Origin of the sequence: Streptomyces sp. BJ20, from assembly GCF_022869105.1 — a bacterium.
In the GTDB taxonomy this organism is placed as follows: domain Bacteria; phylum Actinomycetota; class Actinomycetes; order Streptomycetales; family Streptomycetaceae; genus Streptomyces; species Streptomyces griseoincarnatus.
The window spans coordinates 5649845-5668108 of sequence record NZ_CP094918.1; the positions used below are offsets into that span (position 1 = coordinate 5649845).

Below are 18264 nucleotides of genomic sequence, written 5' to 3' on the forward strand. Positions count from 1 at the left end.
ATGGCCGACGATCCCCTCGTCCTCGGCGGCCGGACCTTCACGTCCCGGCTGATCATGGGCACCGGCGGGGCGCCGAGCCTCGACGTGCTGGAGCGGGCGCTGGTGGCGTCCGGCACGGAGCTGACGACCGTCGCGATGCGGCGGGTGGACCCCACGGTGCAGGGGTCGGTGCTGTCGGTGCTGCGGAAGCTGGGCGTGGAGGTGCTGCCGAACACGGCCGGCTGCTTCACCGCCGGGGAGGCCGTGCTCACCGCGCGGCTGGCCCGGGAGGCGCTGGGCACGGACCTGGTGAAGGTGGAGGTCGTGGCGGACGAGCGCACGCTGCTGCCGGACCCGGTGGAGCTGCTGGACGCGGCGGAGACGCTGGTCGACGACGGGTTCACGGTGCTGCCGTACACCAACGACGACCCGGTGCTGGCGCGGAAGCTCGAGGACGTGGGCTGCGCGGCGGTGATGCCGCTGGGCTCGCCGATCGGCTCCGGCCTCGGCATCCGCAACCCGCACAACTTCGAGCTGATCGTGGAGCGCGCGGGCGTGCCGGTGATCCTGGACGCCGGGGCCGGCACGGCGTCGGACGCGGCGCTGGCGATGGAGCTGGGCTGCGCGGGCGTGATGCTGGCGTCCGCCGTGACCCGCGCCCAGGAGCCGGTGCTGATGGCGTCCGCGATGCGGAGCGCGGTGGAGGCGGGGCGGCTCGCGCGGCGGGCCGGACGCATCCCCCGGCGCCACTTCGCTCTGGCGTCCTCGCCGGTCGGGGGCCGGGCGGAGCTGGACCCGGAACGGCCCGCGTTCTGACGACGGACGGCAGCGTTCCGGTCCGTCCGGGGAACCGGCCTCGGGGCCTGTGCCCCGGATGCGATTCGGACGCGGCCGGGTAACACAGGTCACAGGTCCGCTCCAACGGCGGTTGAACGGGCCGGGGCTGTCCTCGCGGACTCGTAGACTCGCTGCGTGGACACGACCCTTCAGGACCCGCTGGTCGGGCAGGTGCTCGACGGCCGCTACCGCGTCGAGGCGCGGATCGCCGTCGGCGGGATGGCCACGGTCTACCGGGCCCTGGACACCCGCCTCGACCGCATCCTCGCGCTCAAGGTGATGCACCCCTCCCTGGCCTCCGACGCCGGCTTCGTGGAGCGCTTCATCCGCGAGGCCAAGTCCGTCGCCCGGCTGGCCCATCCCAACGTCGTCCAGGTCTTCGACCAGGGCACCGACGGAGGGTACGTCTACCTCGCGATGGAGTACATCCCGGGCTGCACCCTGCGGGACGTGCTGCGGGAGCGCGGGGCGCTGCAGGCGCGGGCCGCGCTGGACATCCTGGAGCCGGTGCTGGCCGCGCTTGGCGCCGCCCACCGCGCGGGGTTCGTGCACCGCGACATGAAGCCGGAGAACGTGCTGATCGGGGACGACGGTCGGGTCAAGGTCGCCGACTTCGGCCTGGTCCGCTCGGTGGACACGGTCACCCACAGCACGGGCACGGTGCTTGGCACCGTGTCGTACCTGGCCCCGGAGCAGATAGAGCACGGCACCGCCGACCCCCGCGTCGACGTGTACGCCTGCGGCATCCTGCTCTACGAGATGCTGACCGGCGAGAAGCCGCACGACGGCGACTCCCCCGCGATCGTCCTCTACAAGCATCTGCACGACGACGTGCCGCCGCCCTCCGCGGTGGTGCCCGGTCTGGCGCCGGTGCTGGACTCGCTGGTCGGGGCGGCGACCGCGCGCGACGCCGAGGTCCGCCCGGCCGACGCGGTGGCGCTGTTCGCCCTGACCCGCGAGACGCGCGGCCGGCTCACCGACGAGCAGCTCGACGCGATGCCCCCGCAGGCGCTGTCCGCGGAGCACGACAACGCCGACGACCGCACCAGCGTCATCCCGCGCTCCCTCACCGTGCCGCGCCCCCTCCCGGTGAACGAGGACGACGACGGCGCGGACCGCGTCCACCGCACCAGCCGCCTGCAGTCCCCTCCCCCGCTGCCGCCCCGGCGCCGCACGGCGCTGCACCGCGGCCCGGCGGCGATCGTCGTGGCCGTGCTGCTGGTGCTCGGCCTGGGCGCCGGCGTCTGGTACATCAACTCCGGGCAGTTCACGAAGATCCCGCCGGTGCTGTCGAAGACCGAGCAGGAGGCCCGCGACCGGCTCGCCGAGGCCGGACTGGACGTCGGCGAGGTCAAGGAGGCGTACAGCGACACCGTCGAGCGCGGCAAGGTGATCAGCACCGACCCGGCGGCGGGCGCCCGCGTCCGCGGCAGCGCCTCGGTGTCCCTGACCGTGTCCAAGGGCCCGGAGACCGTGCGGGTGCCCGACCTGGACGGCTACCGCCTGGACAAGGCCAGGTCGCTGCTGGAGGACGAAGGCCTGGAGCCGGGCATGGTGACCCGCGAGCTCAGCGACTCCGTGCCGAGGGACGCGGTGATCTCCACCGAGCCGGGCAAGGGCACCGAGGTCCGGGCGGGCACCGCGGTGAAGCTGACGGTGAGCAAGGGCAGCCCCGTGGACGTGCCCGACCTCACGGGCGACGACCCGGAGGACGCGCGCGCCGAGCTGGAGGAGGCCGGGCTCAAGGTGGAGATCGCCGACGGGCGGATCCACTCCGAGCACGACGCGGGCAAGGTCGCCCGGCAGACCCCGGGCGCCGGCGGTGAGGCCGCCGAGGGCGACACGGTCACCCTCACGCTGTCCAAGGGCCCGGAGATGGTCGAGGTGCCGGACGTCGTCGGCGACAGCGTGGACGAGGCCCGGGACAAGCTGGAGGGCGCCGGGTTCGGGGTGAAGGAGGACCGCGGTCTGCTGGGCCTGTTCGGCGACACCGTCAAGGACCAGTCGGTGGACGGCGGCGAGACCGCTCCCAAGGGCTCGACGATCACCCTGAGGATCAGGTGACGGAGGGGGCCGTCCGGGTGGCGCGCGCGTCCGTGACACCCTTGACGGGTGAAGAGTCACCCGTCCGGCCCCGCCCGCAACCCGATCGGCAGTCACGTCCCCGTGGCCGGCGGTCTGCACTCCGTCGGTCTGTCCTACGCCCGTGACCTGGGGGCGGAGACCGTGCAGGTCTTCGTCGCCAACCCGCGCGGATGGGCCACCCCCGCAGGCAACCCGCTCCAGGACGAGGCGTTCCGCGCGGCCTGCGCCGAGGCGTCGATCCCGGCGTACGTGCACGCCCCGTACCTGATCAACTTCGGGTCCCACACCCCGGCGACCGTGGAGCGGTCGGTGGAGTCCCTGCGGCACTCGCTGCGCCGCGGCCGGGAGATCGGCGCGCTGGGTGTGGTGGTGCACACCGGCAGCGCGACCGGCGGACGCGAGCGCGCGGTGGCGCTGGGGCAGGTGCGGGAGCACGTGCTGCCGTTGCTGGACGAGCTGACCCGTGACGACGACCCGTACCTGCTGCTGGAGCCGACCGCGGGCCAGGGCGCCTCGCTGTGCTCCCTGGTCGAGGACCTGGGCCCGTACTTCGAGCAGCTGGACGCCCATCCGAAGCTCGGCGTCTGCCTGGACACCTGCCATGTCTTCGCGGCCGGGCACGACCTGGCCGGGCCCGGCGGCGCGCACCGCGCCCTGGACGAGCTGGCCGCGACCGTCGGCGCGGGACGGCTGAAGCTGATCCACGCCAACGACTCCAAGGACGTCGTCGGCGCGCACAAGGACCGGCACGCCAACATCGGAGCGGGACACATCGGCGAGGACCCGTTCCGGGACCTGATGACGCACCCGGAGACCGCGGGCGTACCGCTGGTGATCGAGACGCCCGGCGGCAAGGAGGGGCACGCGGCGGACGTGGAGCGGCTGAAGAAGCTCCGCGACGGCTGAGAGCCGGCGGGGCGGGTCAGAGCTCGGGGCCGTCCCCGGGCTCCTCCTGGTAGGAGTAGCGCTGCTCCCTCCAGGGGTCGCCGACGTTGTGGTAGCCGCGCTCCTCCCAGAAGCCGCGGCGGTCGGCGGTCATGTACTCCACCCCGCGGACCCACTTGGGGCCCTTCCACGCGTACAGGTGCGGCACGATCAGGCGCAGCGGGAAGCCGTGCTCGGCGGTGAGCAGCTCACCGTCCTTGTGGGTGGCGAAGAGGGTGCGGTCGGACGTGAAGTCCTCGAGCCGCAGGTTGGAGCTGAAACCGTACTCCGCCCACACCATCACATGGGTGACGTCGGGTGCGGGCGGGGCGATCTCCACGACCGTGCGCGCCGGGATCCCGCCCCACTCGGCGCCGATCATGCTGAACTTGGTCACGCAGTGCAGGTCGGCCTCGACGGTGGTGTACGGCAGCGCCGTGAACTCCTCGTGGGTCCAGCAGTGCTTCCCGCCGTCGGCGGTGGCGCCGAAGACCCGGAACTCCCAGCGCTCCGGGCGGAACTTGGGGACGGGCCCGTAGTGGGTGACCGGCCAGCCCTTCTGGAGCCGCTGTCCCGGCGGGAGCTGGAGATCCGTCGCTCCTCGTGTCGCGCGCTCCCCCGATTCGCGTTCCGCCGGCTGACCCATGTCCCCATCCTGACAGACCGGTGGCCATGCCCCTGAATCGGGCCTCACACATTCGGTCATTCAGGGTCATAACAGACCAAGTATGGGATTACTTACTAAGTCAAGACTTACTGGACGATCTTTCGCGCCGGTGCAATCATGCGCCCCGACCCGCACATTTCCCCCACGCGGAAGGAGCCCGTGCCATGCAGGGCGATCCCGAGGTCATCGAGTTCCTCAACGAGCAGCTGACCGCCGAGCTGACGGCGATCAACCAGTACTTCCTGCACTCCAAGCTCCAGGACCACAAGGGCTGGTACAAGCTCGCCAAGTACACCCGCGACGAGTCCTTCGACGAGATGCGTCACGCCGAGCTGCTCACCGACCGGATCCTGCTGCTGGACGGCCTGCCGAACTACCAGCGGCTGTTCCACGTGCGCGTCGGGCAGACCGTCACCGAGATGTTCCAGGCCGACCGCGAGATCGAACTCGAGGCGATCGACCGGCTCCGCCGCGGCGTCGAGGTCATGCGCAACAAGAACGACATCACCTCGGCCAACATCTTCGAGGCCATCCTGGCCGACGAGGAGCACCACATCGACTACCTGGACACCCAGCTCGAGCTGATCGACAAACTGGGCGAGGCGCTCTACCTGTCGACAGTCGTCGAGCAGACCCAGCCGGACCCCTCGGGCCCCGGGACGCACGGGTTCAAGACGCCCTGACGGCCTCCCGGAACAGCACACCTAGGCGGCTTCCGGGACCTCCGCCGCGACCTCTGCCACGAGCGGCTGCCCGCCCTGGTCGACGAGCTGCCGCCGGGGGCAGGCGCCACGACCGAGCAGCGCCTGGATGCGCCGGACGCAGCCGCCGCAGTCCGTGCCGGCCTTGCAGGCGGAGGCGATCTGCCGGGGCGTGCAGGCACCGGCTTCCGCGTGGCTCCTCACCTGTTCCTCGGTCACGCCGAAGCAGCTGCAGACGAACACGCGGGTCACCTCCCGACGAAGACTGGGGTCGTGCCGTACCGACCCTCCGCCGGTGAGGCAAACCTAACCTTACCTGCGCCCCGCGTGGGCGGAAAAGGGGGGTGGGGCGTGATCCCGTGTGAGACACGCCCCACCCCCGACTGCTGTCAGCCGGCCCGGCCGGTCACTGGTCCCGGTACATCTCCGCGACCAGGAACGCCAGGTCGAGCGACTGGCTGCGGTTCAGCCGCGGGTCGCACGCCGTCTCGTAGCGCTGGTGCAGATCGTCGACGAAAATCTCGTCGCCGCCGCCCACGCACTCGGTGACGTCGTCACCCGTGAGCTCCACGTGGATGCCGCCCGGGTGGGTGCCCAGCTCCTTGTGGACCTCGAAGAAGCCCTTCACCTCGTCGAGCACGTCGTCGAAGCGGCGGGTCTTGTGCCCGGAGGCGGCCTCGAAGGTGTTGCCGTGCATCGGGTCCGTCACCCACGCCACGGTCGCGCCGGACGCGGTGACCTTCTCCACCAGCTCGGGGAGCTTGTCGCGGATCTTGTCCGCGCCCATCCGCACGATGAACGTCAGCCGGCCGGGCTCCCGCTCCGGGTCGAGGCGGTCGATGTACTGCAGCGCCTCCTCGGCCGTCGTGGTAGGGCCGAGCTTGATGCCGATCGGGTTGCGGATCCGCGAGGCGAACTCGATGTGCGCGTGGTCCAGCTGCCGGGTGCGCTCACCGATCCACACCATGTGCGCCGAGACGTCGTACAGCTGACCGGTGCGGGAGTCCACGCGGGTGAGCGCCGACTCGTAGTCGAGCAGCAGCGCCTCGTGCGAGGAGAAGAACTCGACGGTCTTGAACTCCTCCGGCTCCGCGCCGCAGGCCTGCATGAAGTTCAGCGCCTGGTCGATCTCCCTCGCCAGCTGCTCGTAGCGCTGGCCGGAGGGCGACGACTTCACGAAGTCCTGGTTCCAGGCGTGCACCTGGCGCAGGTCGGCGTAACCGCCGGTGGTGAAGGCGCGCACCAGGTTCAGCGTGGACGCCGACGCGTGGTACATCCGCTTCAGCCGCTCGGGGTCCGGGACCCGGGCCTCCTCGGTGAACTCGAAGCCGTTGACCGAGTCGCCCCGGTACGTCGGCAGCGTCACGCCGTCACGGGTCTCGGTCGGCTTGGAGCGGGGCTTGGAGTACTGCCCGGCGATCCGCCCGACCTTCACCACGGGCACGGAGGCCGCGTAGGTGAGGACGGCGCCCATCTGGAGCAGCGTCTTGAGCTTGTTGCGGATGTGGTCGGCGGACACGGCGTCGAAGGCCTCGGCGCAGTCGCCCCCCTGCAGCAGGAACGCCTCTCCCTTGGCGACGGACGCCATCCGGGCGCGCAGCTGGTCGCACTCGCCCGCGAAGACGAGCGGCGGATACGACTCGAGGTCCGCGATCGCTGCGCGCAGAGCCTCGGGGTCGGGGTACTCGGGCTGCTGCGCCGCGGGCAGGTCTCGCCAGGTGTTGCCAGCGCTCGCGCTGGTCTTAGCGTTCACGGTCACGCGTCCCACATTACGGGGTCGGAACGGTCGTCCATCCCGACGCCCAGGAAATGAGACAGGGGCCGCACCGGTGCGCGATGCGCTAAGGTCGGGGCCATGTTCGCGCACTCGACCCGCACCTGGTGGTGGACCGCTCATCCGGCGGCCCACTGACTGCGCGTACGCACCGACTTCGCGAAGGCCGCCCGAGGGGCGGCCTTCGGTGGTTTCCGGGGCCGTTCCTCACCGCTCACGACAGCGACGAAACGAGGAACGCCCCATGGACCTGGCACGGCTCCCGCACGAGAACCGTCCCTTCGCCCTGCTGCGCCGCCGCACCCCCGGCCACGACCACGACACGGTGGAGCTGCTGACCGGCCCGGTCACCTCCCGCGACCGTCTGGCCGACCTGCCCGACGAGGGCCTGGCGCTGGTGCCCTTCCGGCAGATCCGCGAGCGCGGCTTCGACGTCCGCGACGACGGCACCCCGCTGCTGGTGCTGACACCCGAGGAGCGTCACGAGATCCCGCTCGACGAGGCCCTGGCGGCGCTCCCGTCGCACGACGTGCGGGTCGAGGGCGGCGGCTTCGACGTCGGCGACGAGGAGTACGCGCGGATCGTCGGCCGGGTCCTCGACGAGGAGATCGGCCGGGGCGAGGGCGCCAACTTCGTGATCCGCAGAACGTACGAGGGTGAGATCCCCGGATTCGGGCGGGCCGACGCGCTCGCGCTGTTCCGGCGGCTGCTGGAGGGCGAGCGGGGCGCGTACTGGACGTTCGTGGTGCACACCGGGGACCGCACCCTGGTCGGGGCCAGCCCCGAGGTGCACGTACGGGCGTCGGGCGGAACGGTCGTGATGAATCCCATCAGCGGCACCTACCGCTACCCCGCCGAGGGTCCGACCCCCGAGCACCTGCTCCGCTTCCTCGCCGACGGCAAGGAGATCGAGGAGCTGTCGATGGTCGTCGACGAGGAGCTCAAGATGATGTGCACGGTCGGCGACATGGGCGGCGTGGTGATCGGCCCCCGGCTGAAGGAGATGGCCCACCTCGCGCACACCGAGTACGAGCTGCGCGGCCGGTCCTCGCTGGACGTGCGCGAGGTGCTGCGGGAGACGATGTTCGCGGCGACCGTCACCGGCTCGCCGGTGCAGAACGCCTGCCGGGTGATCGAACGGCACGAGGCCGGCGGACGCGGCTACTACGCGGGCGCGCTGGCCCTGCTCGGCCGCGACGAGGGCGGCGCCCAGACGCTGGACTCCCCCATTCTGATCCGCACCGCCGACATCGACGCCGCCGGACGGCTGCGGGTGCCGGTCGGCGCCACGCTGGTGCGCGGCTCGGACCCGGCCGGCGAGGTCGCGGAGACCCATGCCAAGGCCGCGGGCGTTCTGGCCGCGCTGGGCGTGCGCCCCGGACGGCCGCGCGCGGAGGCGGTGCGGCCGAGGCTCGCGGAGGACCCGCGGGTGCGGGCCGCGCTGGACGGGCGCCGGGCCTCGCTCGCGCCGTTCTGGCTGCGGATGCAGGAGCGGGCCGACACGCTGACCGGGCACGCGCTGGTCGTGGACGCGGAGGACACCTTCACCGCGATGCTCGCCCATGTGCTGCGGGCGGCCGGACTGGACGTCACCGTGCGCCGCTACGACGAGCCCGGGCTGCGGGAGGCGGCGCTGACGCACGAGGGCCCGCTGGTGCTGGGCCCCGGTCCCGGCGACCCCTCGGACACGGCCGACCCGAAGATGCGGTTCCTGCGCCGGCTGACCGCCGAGGTGATCGCCGGCAACCGGCACGGCGTGCTCGGCGTGTGCCTCGGCCACGAGCTGATCGCGGCCGAGCTGGGCCTGGACATCGTCCGCAAGGAGGTGCCGTACCAGGGGGCGCAGACGGAGATCGACCTGTTCGGACGGCCGGAGACGGTCGGTTTCTACAACAGCTTCGTGGCGCACTGCGACGACGAGGCCGCGCGGGAGCTGGCCGCGCACGGTGTCGAGGTGAGCCGCGCGGCGAACGGCGAGGTGCACGCGGTGCGGGGCCCCGGGTTCGCAGGCGTCCAGTTCCACCCCGAGTCGGTGCTGAGCCTGGACGGGGCGGCCGTGGTGCGGGAGCTGGTGGGTCAGCTGCGCGGCACCAGCACGTTCCCGGAGCGGCGGCCCGCGGTGTAGTCGAGGACGTTGTCGACCGTCGTCGCGACGATCTGGGTGACGGCGTCCACGGTGTAGTACGCCTGGTGGGACGTGACCAGGACGTTGGGGAAGGTGACGAGGCGGGCCAGGGTGTCGTCGTCGACGGCCTCCAGGGACTTGTCGAGGAAGAACAGGCCCGCCTCCGCCTCGTACACGTCCAGGCCGACGCCGGTGAAGCGGCCGGCGCGCAGTTCGTCGACGAGGGCGGCGGTGTCGACGAGGCCGCCCCGGCTGGAGTTCACCAGGATCGCGTCGTCCCGCATGGTCTTCAGGGCGGTCGCGTCGATGAGGTGCCGGGTGCTGGGCAGCAGCGGGACGTGCAGGCTGACCAGGTCGGACTCGGCGAGCAGCTGCTCCTTCGGGACGTACGTCATGCCCAGCTCCCGGCAGGCCGGGTTCTCCGCGACGTCCCAGCCGAGCAGCCGCATGCCGAAGCCGCGGGCGATCCGGGCGAACGCCTCGCCGATCTTCCCCGTGCCGAGCACGCCGGCGGTCCGGCCGTGCAGGTCGCGGCCCATCAGCCCGTCGAGACGGAAGTCGAAGTCGCGGGTGCGGGTGGAGGCGCGGACGATACGGCGGTTGACCGCCATGGCGAGGGTCCAGGCGAACTCGGCGACCGAGTACGGGGAGTAGGAGGAGACGCGGGCGACGGTGATGCCGAGGCGTTCGGCGACGTCCAGGTCGACGTTGTTGAAGCCGGTGGAGCGCTGGGCGACCATCCGGGTGCCGCCGGCGGCGAGGTTCGACAGGACGTCGGCGCCGAGGTCGCAGTTGACGCTGGTGGAGATGATCTCGTGGCCGGCGGCGATGGGGGCGGTGTCGGTGGTGAGGAAGACGTCGAGGGTGCGGGTGGGGTGGTGGTCTGCGAAGGCTTGCTCGATGAGCGGCTTCTCGTCTGCCTGGACGCCGAAGGCGAGGAGTTCCACGGGCCCCTCCGGGGGTTTGCGCCGGTTTGCTTCCCTGCGGGGAGCTTACGGGGCCGTCGCTGCGCTTGGCGTGGGCCGGATGGTCCCGGGTGTCGATGTGGGTCGGGGGCGTTGCGCAGCCCGGCGACTGCGGGGGTGTTGTCAGCGGGCCGCGGCGGAAGCGCCCCTCAGGGGCGTGGGGAACTGCGCGACCGGCCACGGACCGCCCGCGGCCAGGCGCTACCCGAAGAAGACCCCCACCTCCTCGTAGAGGGTCGGTGGGACCGTCTTCAACTGGGCTGTCGCGTGCGCTATCGGGACTCGCGCGATGTCCGTGCCCTGGAGGGCGACCATCGTGCCGAAGTCTCCGTCGCGGACGCAGTCGATCGCGTGGAGCCCGAAGCGGGTGGCGAGCCAGCGGTCGTACGCGCTGGGGGTGCCGCCGCGCTGGACGTGGCCGAGGACCGTGGTCCTGGCCTCCTTCCCCGTGCGTTTCTCGATCTGCTTGGCGAGCCATTCGCCGACCCCGGACAGCCGGACGTGTCCGAACGCGTCCAGGGACTGGTCCTTGAGCACCATGTCGCCGTCGCGCGGCACCGCGCCCTCCGCGACGACCACGATCGGCGCGTACGAGGCGCGGAACCGTGAGGTCACCCATGCGCACACCTGGTCGACGTCGAAGGGGTGCTCGGGGATGAGGATGACGTTGGCGCCGCCGGCCAGGCCCGAGTGGAGGGCGATCCAGCCGGAGTGGCGGCCCATCACCTCGACGACCAGCACCCGCATGTGGGACTCGGCGGTGGTGTGCAGCCGGTCGATGGCCTCGGTGGCGATGCCCACGGCGGTGTCGAAGCCGAAGGTGTAGTCGGTGGCGGACAGGTCGTTGTCGATCGTCTTCGGCACGCCCACGCAGGGGATGCCGTACTCGTCGGCGAGGCGGGTGGCGACGCCGAGGGTGTCCTCGCCGCCGATGGTGACGAGGGCGTCCACGCCGAGCGCGGCGAGGTTGTCCTTGATCCTGCGGATGCCGTCCTGCTGGTTGAGCGGGTTGGTCCGCGAGGAGCCGAGGACGGTGCCGCCGCGGGGCAGGATGCCGCGCACGGCGGGGATGTCGAGGGGGACGGTGACGCCGTCGAGGGGACCGCGCCAGCCGTCCCGGAACCCGGTGAACTCGTAGCCGTACTCCTGTACGCCCTTGCGGACGACGGCCCGGATGACGGCGTTGAGCCCGGGGCAGTCGCCGCCTCCGGTCAGTACTCCGACCCGCATGGAAGCGTCCCTTCGCCATGGTTGACGGAATGCCGTTCGTTCCCACCTGGCACGGTAAGGGTGACCGGGGTCACATCGACATGGCCGAGACGGTAAATACCGGAAAGTGTCCGGGTGTTGGGACGGGAGGACGGGACTACTCGTCGTCGAGGCCGCGCTCGATGGCGTAGCGGACGAGTTCCACGCGGTTGTGGAGCTGGAGTTTGCCGAGGGTGTTCTGGACGTGGTTCTGCACGGTGCGGTGCGAGATGACGAGGCGTTCGGCGATCTGCTTGTAGCTCAGGCCCTTGGCGACCAGGCGCAGCACCTCGGTCTCGCGTTCGGTGAGCCGGGGCGCCTTCTGCTCCTCACCGCCGGCGGCGGGCGCGGCCGGTTCGGAGGCGAGGCGGCGGTACTCGCCGAGGACCAGTCCGGCGAGGCCCGGGGTGAACACCGGGTCGCCGTCGGCGGTGCGGCGCACGGCGTCCCGCAGTTCCTCGGTGGAGGCGGACTTCAGCAGGTAGCCGGTGGCGCCGGACTTCACGGCCTCCAGGACGTCGGCGTGCTCGCCGCTGGCGGAGAGCACCAGCACCCGGACGGAGGGGTCGGCGGCGACGGCCTCCTTGCAGACCTGCACGCCGGGCTTGCCGGGCAGGTTGAGGTCGAGGACGAGGACGTCGGGCGCGGCGGCCTTGGCGCGGCGCACCGCCTGGTCGCCGTCGCCGGCCGTGGCGACGACCTCGAAGCCGGACTCGGAGAGGTCGCGGGCGACGGCGTCGCGCCACATCGGGTGGTCGTCGACCACCATCACCCTGATCGGTGCCGTCCCGGTCATCGCTGTTCCGCCTTCCCCCGCGGGTCGTTCGTCTGCTGGTGGTGCTTCGGCACCCGGAGTTCGACCTCCGTGCCCTGTCCCGGCACGGAGATCACGTCGGCGCTGCCGCCGAGGTCACGCAGCCGGCCCCGGATGGACTGGGCCACGCCGAGCCGCCCCTCCCCCTCGGCCTGGGCGAGCCGTCCCTCCGGGATGCCGGGGCCGTCGTCGCGGACGGTGACGATCACCTCGTCCGGTTCGTCCTCGACCAGGATCCAGGCGCGGGCCTGCTCCCCGGCGTGCCGGCGGACGTTGTCCAGGGCGGCGCCCACGGCGGCGGCCACCTCGCGCGCGGCCTGCGGGGCGAGCGGCACGGGCGCGCCGGGTTCGGCGAGGCCGACCCGGGACCCGGCGTGCGGGGCGAGCAGGGACCGCAGGTCCACCGGCCCGTCGTCCGGCTCGTCCTCCGCCGCGCCGCGTACGACGGCGTCCCGGGCGGCGTCCTCGGAGGCGCGGGAGACGGGGACCAGGCCGCCGGAGACCAGGGTGCGCAGCGCCACCTCCTGCTCGCCGGCCATCCGGCCCAGCTCGGCAGCCTCGCCGCCGATGACGGCGCCGCGCCGCTGCACCATCGCCAGGACCTGGAGGACGCTGTCGTGGATGTCCCGGGCGAGGCGCTCCCGTTCCCGGGTGGCGGCCTCGATCTCCAGGGCGCGGGCGAGGGTGCGCTCGGAGGCGCGGGCGACCTCGACGACGTAGCCGATGGCGATGGAGGCGACCCAGACGAGGACGACGTTGTGCACGGTGTCGCGGGCCGGGGTGCCGCGCTCGATCAGGTTGGCGACGGCGACCAGGGTGGAGGCGAGGGCCGCCCAGCGCCAGCCGCCTTTGATCGCGAAGGCGAGCACGGATCCGGCGGTCCATATGGAGGGCAGGGTGGGTCCGCCGTCGTGGACGCGCTGGACGGCGTCGGCGAGCGGGGTGATCAGGATGCCGGTGAGCGCGACGGCGAGGTCGACGGCGAGGAACGGCTTGGTGCAGGCGGCGGCGCTCGCGACCTGGGGCAGCGTGGCGAGGGTCCACACGCCGAGGACGGCGAGGTAGGCGATCGCGAGCCAGGGGCGGGTGAACCCGTCGTGGGCGGCGGCGAACAGGCCGATCGCGTAGATCATGGCCAGGACGCGGTAGCCGGCGAGCGCGCGCCACAGCGGCTGCTCGACCGACATGCGCATGACTCTGTCGCGCTGGGCCATGTTCCCCCACTCCCCCCGGTGCGTGCCCGGCCCGGCTACGGCTCGGACGGTCCCCCGGTCTGTCCCCGGTCCGCCTGCTCCATGGCCGCCCTGACCTTCTCCGCCTGCTCCTTGTCGGCCCGGGCGACGGCGGCCCTGGCGGCCTTCTCGGCCTCCTTCTCCGCCTTCTCCGCTTCCTTCTCGGCCTTGGCCGCCTCGGCGAGCTGCCGCTTCATGGCGGTGGCGTACATGTCGACGTACTCCTGGCCGGACAGCTTCATGATCTCGTACATGACCTCGTCCGTCACCGCGCGGAGCACGAAGCGGTCGTGCTCCATGCCCTGGTAGCGGGTGAAGTCGAGGGGCTTGCCGATCCGGATGCCCGGGCGCATCAGCTTGGGCACGACCTGGCCCGGAGGCTGGATCTTCTCCGTGTCGATCATGGCGACCGGGATGACGGGCGCGCCGGTGGCCAGTGCCACGCGCGCCAGGCCGCCCGGCTTGCCGCGGTAGAGACGGCCGTCGGGCGAGCGGGTGCCCTCGGGGTAGATCCCGAACAGCTCACCGCGCTCCAGCACCTCTATGCCGCTCTTGATCGCCGCCTCGCCGGCGCCGCGCGCCCCGGAGCGGTCCACGGGGAGCTGGCCGACGCCCTTGAAGAAGGCCGCCGTCATCCTGCCCTTGACGCCCGGAGTGGTGAAGTACTCCGCCTTCGCGATGAAGGTGACCTTGCGGTCGAGCACCGCGGGGAGGAAGAAGGAGTCCGAGAACGACAGGTGGTTGCTGGCCAGAATGGCGGGGCCCTCGGCCGGGATGTTCTCCACGCCCTCCACCCAGGGCCTGAAGGCGAGCTTCAGCGGCCCTCCGATGGCGACCTTCATCGTGCCGTACAACAACCGAGTGCCTCCTGTGCGTGTTGGTCAGACCATATCCCGGAGCGGCGCCGAAGGCCCCGACGGCCCTGGTCGGTGTCGATGCGGTCGCGTACGGTGAAGGTCCTGCAATCCCTGTGCCGGCCGGGACGACGTGCCGGACCTTCCACAAGTCCAGGAAACAGGAGGCCGAAGGTGCCGCTGCTGACCGGAGCCGAGCCGTTCCGCCACGAGGGCGGTCAGACCGCCGTCCTCCTCTGTCACGGCTTCACCGGTTCGCCGCAGTCGATGCGTCCGTGGGCGGAGCATCTCGCCGAGCGCGGGCTGACCGTGTCGCTGCCGCTCCTCCCCGGGCACGGCACCCGCTGGCAGGACCTGGGGGTGACCGGCTGGCAGGACTGGTACGCGGAGGTGGACCGCGAGCTGCGGCTGCTGCGGGACCGCTCGGCGCGGGTGTTCGTGGCCGGGCTGTCGATGGGCGGCGCGCTGGCGCTGCGGCTGGCGGCGCTCCACGGTGACGCGGTGAGCGGGGTGATGGTGGTCAACCCGGCGAACAGGGTGCACGGGGTGGCGGCGCACGCCCTCCCGGTGCTGCGTCATCTCGTCCCGGCGACCAAGGGCATCGCGAGCGACATCGCCAAGCCGGTGACGCGGGAGCTGGGGTACGACCGGGTGCCGCTGCACGCGGCGCACTCCCTGCGGAACTTCTTCCGGCTGGTCGACAGTGAGCTGCCGCAGGTCACGCAGCCGCTGCTGCTGATGCGCAGCCCGCAGGACCATGTGGTGCCGCCTGCGGACTCGGCGCGGATCCTGTCCCGGGTGTCGTCGACGGACGTGTCGGAGGTCCTGCTGGAACAGAGCTACCACGTGGCGACGTTGGACTACGACGCGGAGCTGATCTTCCGGGAGAGCACCGCGTTCATCGGCCGGGTCGCACCCGGCGCCGTCAGGGAGCCCGGTCTCGGCAAGGAAGGGACGACCGCAGGTGGCTGACCACGACTCGGACCGTGAGGGCCGCGAGCCGGAGGAGAAGGGCGTCCCCTTCGACGAGGCCGCCGCGTGGGAGGCGATCGTCGCCGGGTACGGCGAGGAGCCGCCGGACCCGCCGGGCGCCAAGCCGTTCAAGTCGGTGGAGGACCTGGCGCTGCTGGAGCCCGAGACCAACGACGAGGACGGCGGGGACGGCGTCGGGACCAAGGCGCTCCCGCGGAAGGCGGAGGAGGAGCCGCCGGCCAGGCCCCTGGGCGGCTCGGTGGCGTTCGCGCCGGGGGTCGGGCCGCGTGACTACAGCGTGGCGGAGCCGGCCGAGGAGGACCTCGACGAGAGCGACGAGGGGCACTTCGTGCCGCCGGAGCCGCCGCCGCTGCCGGAGGCGGACGTGACCTCCAAGTTCGCCTGGCTGGGGGTGCTGGGCGCGCCGCTGCTGCTCCTGCTGGCGATACTGCTGGGCTGGGAGATGACCTGGTGGCTGACCACCGCGTGCGTCGGCGGCTTCCTGGGCGGCGCGCTCACGCTGGTCATGCGGATGCGCACGGACGACGAGGACGACGAGGACCCGGGCCGCGGCGCCGTGGTCTGACCGCGCCCAGGCGGCCGCCGGGCACGGCGCCCCTGGCCGGAGCGCGGCGGTCGGACAGCCGCTGACACGGCGACGACGGCCCGATCCGGGATGCGGAGGTCCGACCACCGTCAGACGGCCGCGGGCACGGCGAGGGCGGCCAGCACGGGCAGGTGGTCGGTCGCCGCCCGCAGGTCCGCCTCCGTCACTCCGGGCTGGTCGTGGGGGACGCCGCAGCCCAGCGCCTCGACGCCCTCGGTGACGAACAGGGCGTCGATGCGTTTGGGCGGGTCGCTGTGCGTCCAGGTGTGCTCGCCGCCCCAGGGCGCGGCGGTGCGGCAGTCCGTCAGGGTGCCGGCCAGCCGCCGGAAGGCGCGTCCGGACGGCTCGTCGTTGAGGTCCCCGCCCGCGACGGCGTGGTCGACGCCCATCCCGGCCACCCGGTCCAGCAGCATCCCGCCCTGCTCGTAACGCTCGCCCTTCTCCAGTGACAGGTGGCAGCTCAGCACGCCGAGCCGGGCCCCGCCGAACCGCACGACGGCGGTGGCGAAGCCGCGCCGGTGCCGCCCCGGGGTGAGCGGCAGCAGCACGTCCTCGGTCCGCTCGACGGTGGCGCGCAGGGAGCACAGCAGGGCGGGCCCGGCGGCGGTGGCCCCGCCGGACAGGATCACGAGTCCGGAGTCGGAGGCGAGCCGGGCGAGTTTCTTGCGCCAGCGGAAGAACCGCGGCGCCTCCTGCAGGAGCACCAGGTCGGGCGCGCAGGCGCCGATCACCCGGGCGAGGGCGGCGGTGTCGTCCTTCATCGAGCGGATGTTGTAGCTGAGGACCCGGACGACGGCCGAGCCGTCGGCGTCGGTGCGGGACCCTGGCAGCAGCTCAGTCGTCGCCATGCGGATCAAGATACGCCGCGGAGGCCTCCCGGGAACGGCGACGCCCGCCGTTCCCCTCGGGAGGTCGGGCGGGCGCCGGCCGGGTGCCGATGGGCCGTCACATGACGGGGTCGGGCTCGCGGGCGAGGTCGGCGGCGCCGACCAGGCCGGCCTTGTTGCCGAGCTGGGCGCCGAGGACGTCGGCGACGGGACGCCAGTTCCCGCCGACCAGCCAGCGGCGGTACGACTTGCGGATCGGGCCGAGGACCAGCTCGCCCTCGTCGGAGAGGCCGCCGCCGACGATGAACGCGGACGGGTCGAACAGGGAGGCGAGGTCGGCCAGGCCCGCGCCGACCCAGCGGGCCAGCTCGCGGTAGGAGTCGACTGCCACCCGGTCGCCCTGGCGGGCTGCCATGGAGACGTGCTTGCCCTCGATGCCCTCGGGGGTGCCGTCGCCGAGCGAGAGCAGGGTCTGGGCCTGCTCGGGGGTGGCGTTGGCGCGCTGCTTGGCGTAGCGGACGAGGGCGCGGCCGGAGGCGTACTGCTCCCAGCAGCCCTGGGAGCCGCAGCCGCACAGCAGGCCGTCCGGCACCATGCGGATGTGGCCGAACTCGGCGGCCACGCCGAAGTGGCCGCGGCGCAGCTTGTTCCCGATGATCACGCCGCCGCCGAGGCCGGTGCCCAGGGTGATGCAGATGACGTTGCGGTGGCCCTTGCCCGCGCCGAACTTGTACTCGCCCCAGGCCGCCGCGTTGGCGTCGTTCTCCACGACGACCGGGAGGCCCACGCGGGCCTCGACCTTCTCCTTCAGCGGCTCGTTGCGCCAGTGGATGTTCGGGGCGAAGTAGACCTCGGAGCGCTGGCGGTTGACGTATCCGGCCGCGCCGATGCCCACGCCGACGATGTCGTGTCCGGCGCGTGCTCCCTCCACCGCGGAGGCGATGGCGTCCACGATCTCCTCGGACGTGCCCGGGGTCGGCACCTTGTGGGTCGAGAGGATGGTGCCTTCCTCGTCGACCACGCCGGCCGCGATCTTCGTGCCGCCGATGTCGACGCCGATGGTGAGTCCCATGAATCCCTCAGTTTCGGTCGAGCCCCGCTACGCCAACGGTACCCGAGGTGACGGGCGCGCCGTCCCTGTGTCCGCAGGCCGGGCGGCCCGGAACCACCGAGGGGTCCGGGCCGGGCTCAGTCCAGGTCGATGGGCTCGCCGGGGCCGGTGCCGGGGTCGTCGCCGGGGTCGCGGCGCTCTTCGCGGGCGCGGGGCGGGGTGTCGCGCGCCGTCCAGCGGCGCTCCTGGTCCTGCACGGCGGAGCGGTAGGCGGCGAGGAGTTCGCTGCCGGCGGCGGCGAGGTGGTCGAAGACGTCCGGGTTGCGTTCGATGACGGGTTCGACGGCGGCCTTCGCCTGCTGCACGACCTGGCGGACCACCTGCTGGGCGGCGGGTCCCGCGACCGCGCCGAGCAGCGGTGACTGGAGGTCGGAGAGTTTGTCGGCGACCGCGTCGACGAGCTTCTTGAACTCCTCGGCGGCGGAACCGGGAGGCGTGCCGTGGCGCGCGCGGCGGCGGGCCCGCTCGGCTTCCAGGTCCTCGGCGGCGGCGGTGGCCCAGGCGTCGTCGTGGACCTCGGAGGGGGCCTCGGCGGGCACATC

General features: G+C 72.6%; 18 protein-coding genes. 7 read left to right on the forward strand and 11 right to left on the reverse strand.

Going from position 1 to position 18264, the window contains the following annotated elements:
- The 3 genes from MTR79_RS25545 to MTR79_RS25555 all read left to right on the forward strand — a co-directional run bounded on the left by MTR79_RS25545 (position 1) and on the right by MTR79_RS25555 (position 3807).
- Positions 1-795: a thiazole synthase gene (locus MTR79_RS25545; RefSeq protein ID WP_086704343.1), complete on the forward strand. Its 795-nt coding sequence runs from the start codon at positions 1-3 to the stop codon at positions 793-795.
- Positions 796-951: 156 nt separating this feature from the next.
- A complete protein-coding gene (pknB, locus tag MTR79_RS25550; RefSeq protein WP_189366701.1) occupies positions 952-2880 on the forward strand; it encodes a Stk1 family PASTA domain-containing Ser/Thr kinase in 1929 nt (642 codons plus the stop codon).
- 48 nt (positions 2881-2928) lie between these two features.
- Positions 2929-3807, forward strand: a complete 879-nt coding sequence (locus tag MTR79_RS25555) for a deoxyribonuclease IV (protein WP_244792036.1) — start codon at positions 2929-2931, stop codon at positions 3805-3807.
- Positions 3808-3823: 16 nt separating this feature from the next.
- On the opposite strand, the gene MTR79_RS25560 is transcribed toward MTR79_RS25555, so the two are convergent.
- Positions 3824-4471, reverse strand: coding sequence for a sulfite oxidase-like oxidoreductase (locus MTR79_RS25560; RefSeq protein WP_048456795.1), 648 nt, complete (start codon positions 4469-4471; stop codon positions 3824-3826).
- Between the two features lie 185 nt (positions 4472-4656).
- Between MTR79_RS25560 and bfr the strand changes: the two genes are divergently transcribed.
- Positions 4657-5175 carry a bacterioferritin gene (bfr, locus tag MTR79_RS25565; RefSeq protein ID WP_048456794.1) on the forward strand — a complete coding sequence of 173 codons (519 nt, stop codon included), beginning with the start codon at positions 4657-4659 and terminating at the stop codon, positions 5173-5175.
- 21 nt (positions 5176-5196) lie between these two features.
- Here the strand turns inward: bfr and MTR79_RS25570 are convergent, their stop codons facing one another.
- Both MTR79_RS25570 and MTR79_RS25575 read right to left on the reverse strand, forming a co-directional pair.
- Positions 5197-5436 carry a (2Fe-2S)-binding protein gene (locus tag MTR79_RS25570; protein WP_086704339.1) on the reverse strand — a complete coding sequence of 80 codons (240 nt, stop codon included), beginning with the start codon at positions 5434-5436 and terminating at the stop codon, positions 5197-5199.
- A gap of 163 nt (positions 5437-5599) precedes the next feature.
- Entirely contained in the window at positions 5600-6952 is a 1353-nt protein-coding gene (locus tag MTR79_RS25575) for a 3-deoxy-7-phosphoheptulonate synthase class II (protein WP_086704337.1), read from the reverse strand.
- Positions 6953-7211: 259 nt separating this feature from the next.
- On the opposite strand from MTR79_RS25575, the gene MTR79_RS25580 reads away from it, so the two are divergent.
- Positions 7212-9092, forward strand: a complete 1881-nt coding sequence (locus MTR79_RS25580; protein WP_244792037.1) for an anthranilate synthase family protein — start codon at positions 7212-7214, stop codon at positions 9090-9092.
- Here the strand turns inward: MTR79_RS25580 and MTR79_RS25585 are convergent.
- The 5 genes from MTR79_RS25585 to MTR79_RS25605 all read right to left on the reverse strand — a co-directional run bounded on the left by MTR79_RS25585 (position 9044) and on the right by MTR79_RS25605 (position 14193).
- Entirely contained in the window at positions 9044-10039 is a 996-nt protein-coding gene (locus tag MTR79_RS25585) for a 2-hydroxyacid dehydrogenase (protein ID WP_163079302.1), read from the reverse strand. The two genes, MTR79_RS25580 and MTR79_RS25585, sit on opposite strands and share 49 nt — an antisense overlap.
- Positions 10040-10258: 219 nt before the next feature.
- Positions 10259-11287 carry a 6-phosphofructokinase gene (locus tag MTR79_RS25590; RefSeq protein WP_086704333.1) on the reverse strand — a complete coding sequence of 343 codons (1029 nt, stop codon included), beginning with the start codon at positions 11285-11287 and terminating at the stop codon, positions 10259-10261.
- 136 nt (positions 11288-11423) lie between these two features.
- Entirely contained in the window at positions 11424-12101 is a 678-nt protein-coding gene (locus MTR79_RS25595; protein WP_244792038.1) for a response regulator transcription factor, read from the reverse strand.
- The gene (locus MTR79_RS25600) at positions 12098-13333 is read right to left on the reverse strand and encodes a DUF5931 domain-containing protein (protein ID WP_244792039.1); all 1236 of its coding nucleotides are present in this window, start codon (positions 13331-13333) and stop codon (positions 12098-12100) included. Before MTR79_RS25600 ends, MTR79_RS25595 begins: the two co-directional genes overlap by 4 nt.
- Before the next feature lie 35 nt (positions 13334-13368).
- Positions 13369-14193 carry a lysophospholipid acyltransferase family protein gene (locus tag MTR79_RS25605; protein WP_048456954.1) on the reverse strand — a complete coding sequence of 275 codons (825 nt, stop codon included), beginning with the start codon at positions 14191-14193 and terminating at the stop codon, positions 13369-13371.
- 186 nt (positions 14194-14379) lie between these two features.
- Here MTR79_RS25605 and MTR79_RS25610 point away from each other — a divergent pair, with 186 nt between their 5' ends.
- Entirely contained in the window at positions 14380-15177 is a 798-nt protein-coding gene (locus tag MTR79_RS25610) for an alpha/beta fold hydrolase (protein WP_244792040.1), read from the forward strand.
- Positions 15170-15763: a hypothetical protein gene (locus MTR79_RS25615; protein ID WP_244792041.1), complete on the forward strand. Its 594-nt coding sequence runs from the start codon at positions 15170-15172 to the stop codon at positions 15761-15763. The genes MTR79_RS25610 and MTR79_RS25615 overlap by 8 nt, the downstream gene beginning before the upstream one ends.
- A gap of 110 nt (positions 15764-15873) precedes the next feature.
- On the opposite strand, the gene MTR79_RS25620 is transcribed toward MTR79_RS25615, so the two are convergent.
- The 3 genes from MTR79_RS25620 to MTR79_RS25630 all read right to left on the reverse strand — a co-directional run bounded on the left by MTR79_RS25620 (position 15874) and on the right by MTR79_RS25630 (position 18261).
- Entirely contained in the window at positions 15874-16632 is a 759-nt protein-coding gene (locus tag MTR79_RS25620; RefSeq protein ID WP_244792042.1) for an endonuclease/exonuclease/phosphatase family protein, read from the reverse strand.
- 97 nt (positions 16633-16729) lie between these two features.
- A complete protein-coding gene (locus tag MTR79_RS25625) occupies positions 16730-17683 on the reverse strand; it encodes an ROK family glucokinase (protein WP_048456784.1) in 954 nt (317 codons plus the stop codon).
- A gap of 116 nt (positions 17684-17799) precedes the next feature.
- Positions 17800-18261 carry a DUF5304 domain-containing protein gene (locus MTR79_RS25630; protein ID WP_244793298.1) on the reverse strand — a complete coding sequence of 154 codons (462 nt, stop codon included), beginning with the start codon at positions 18259-18261 and terminating at the stop codon, positions 17800-17802.
- Positions 18262-18264: the final 3 nt, after the last annotated feature.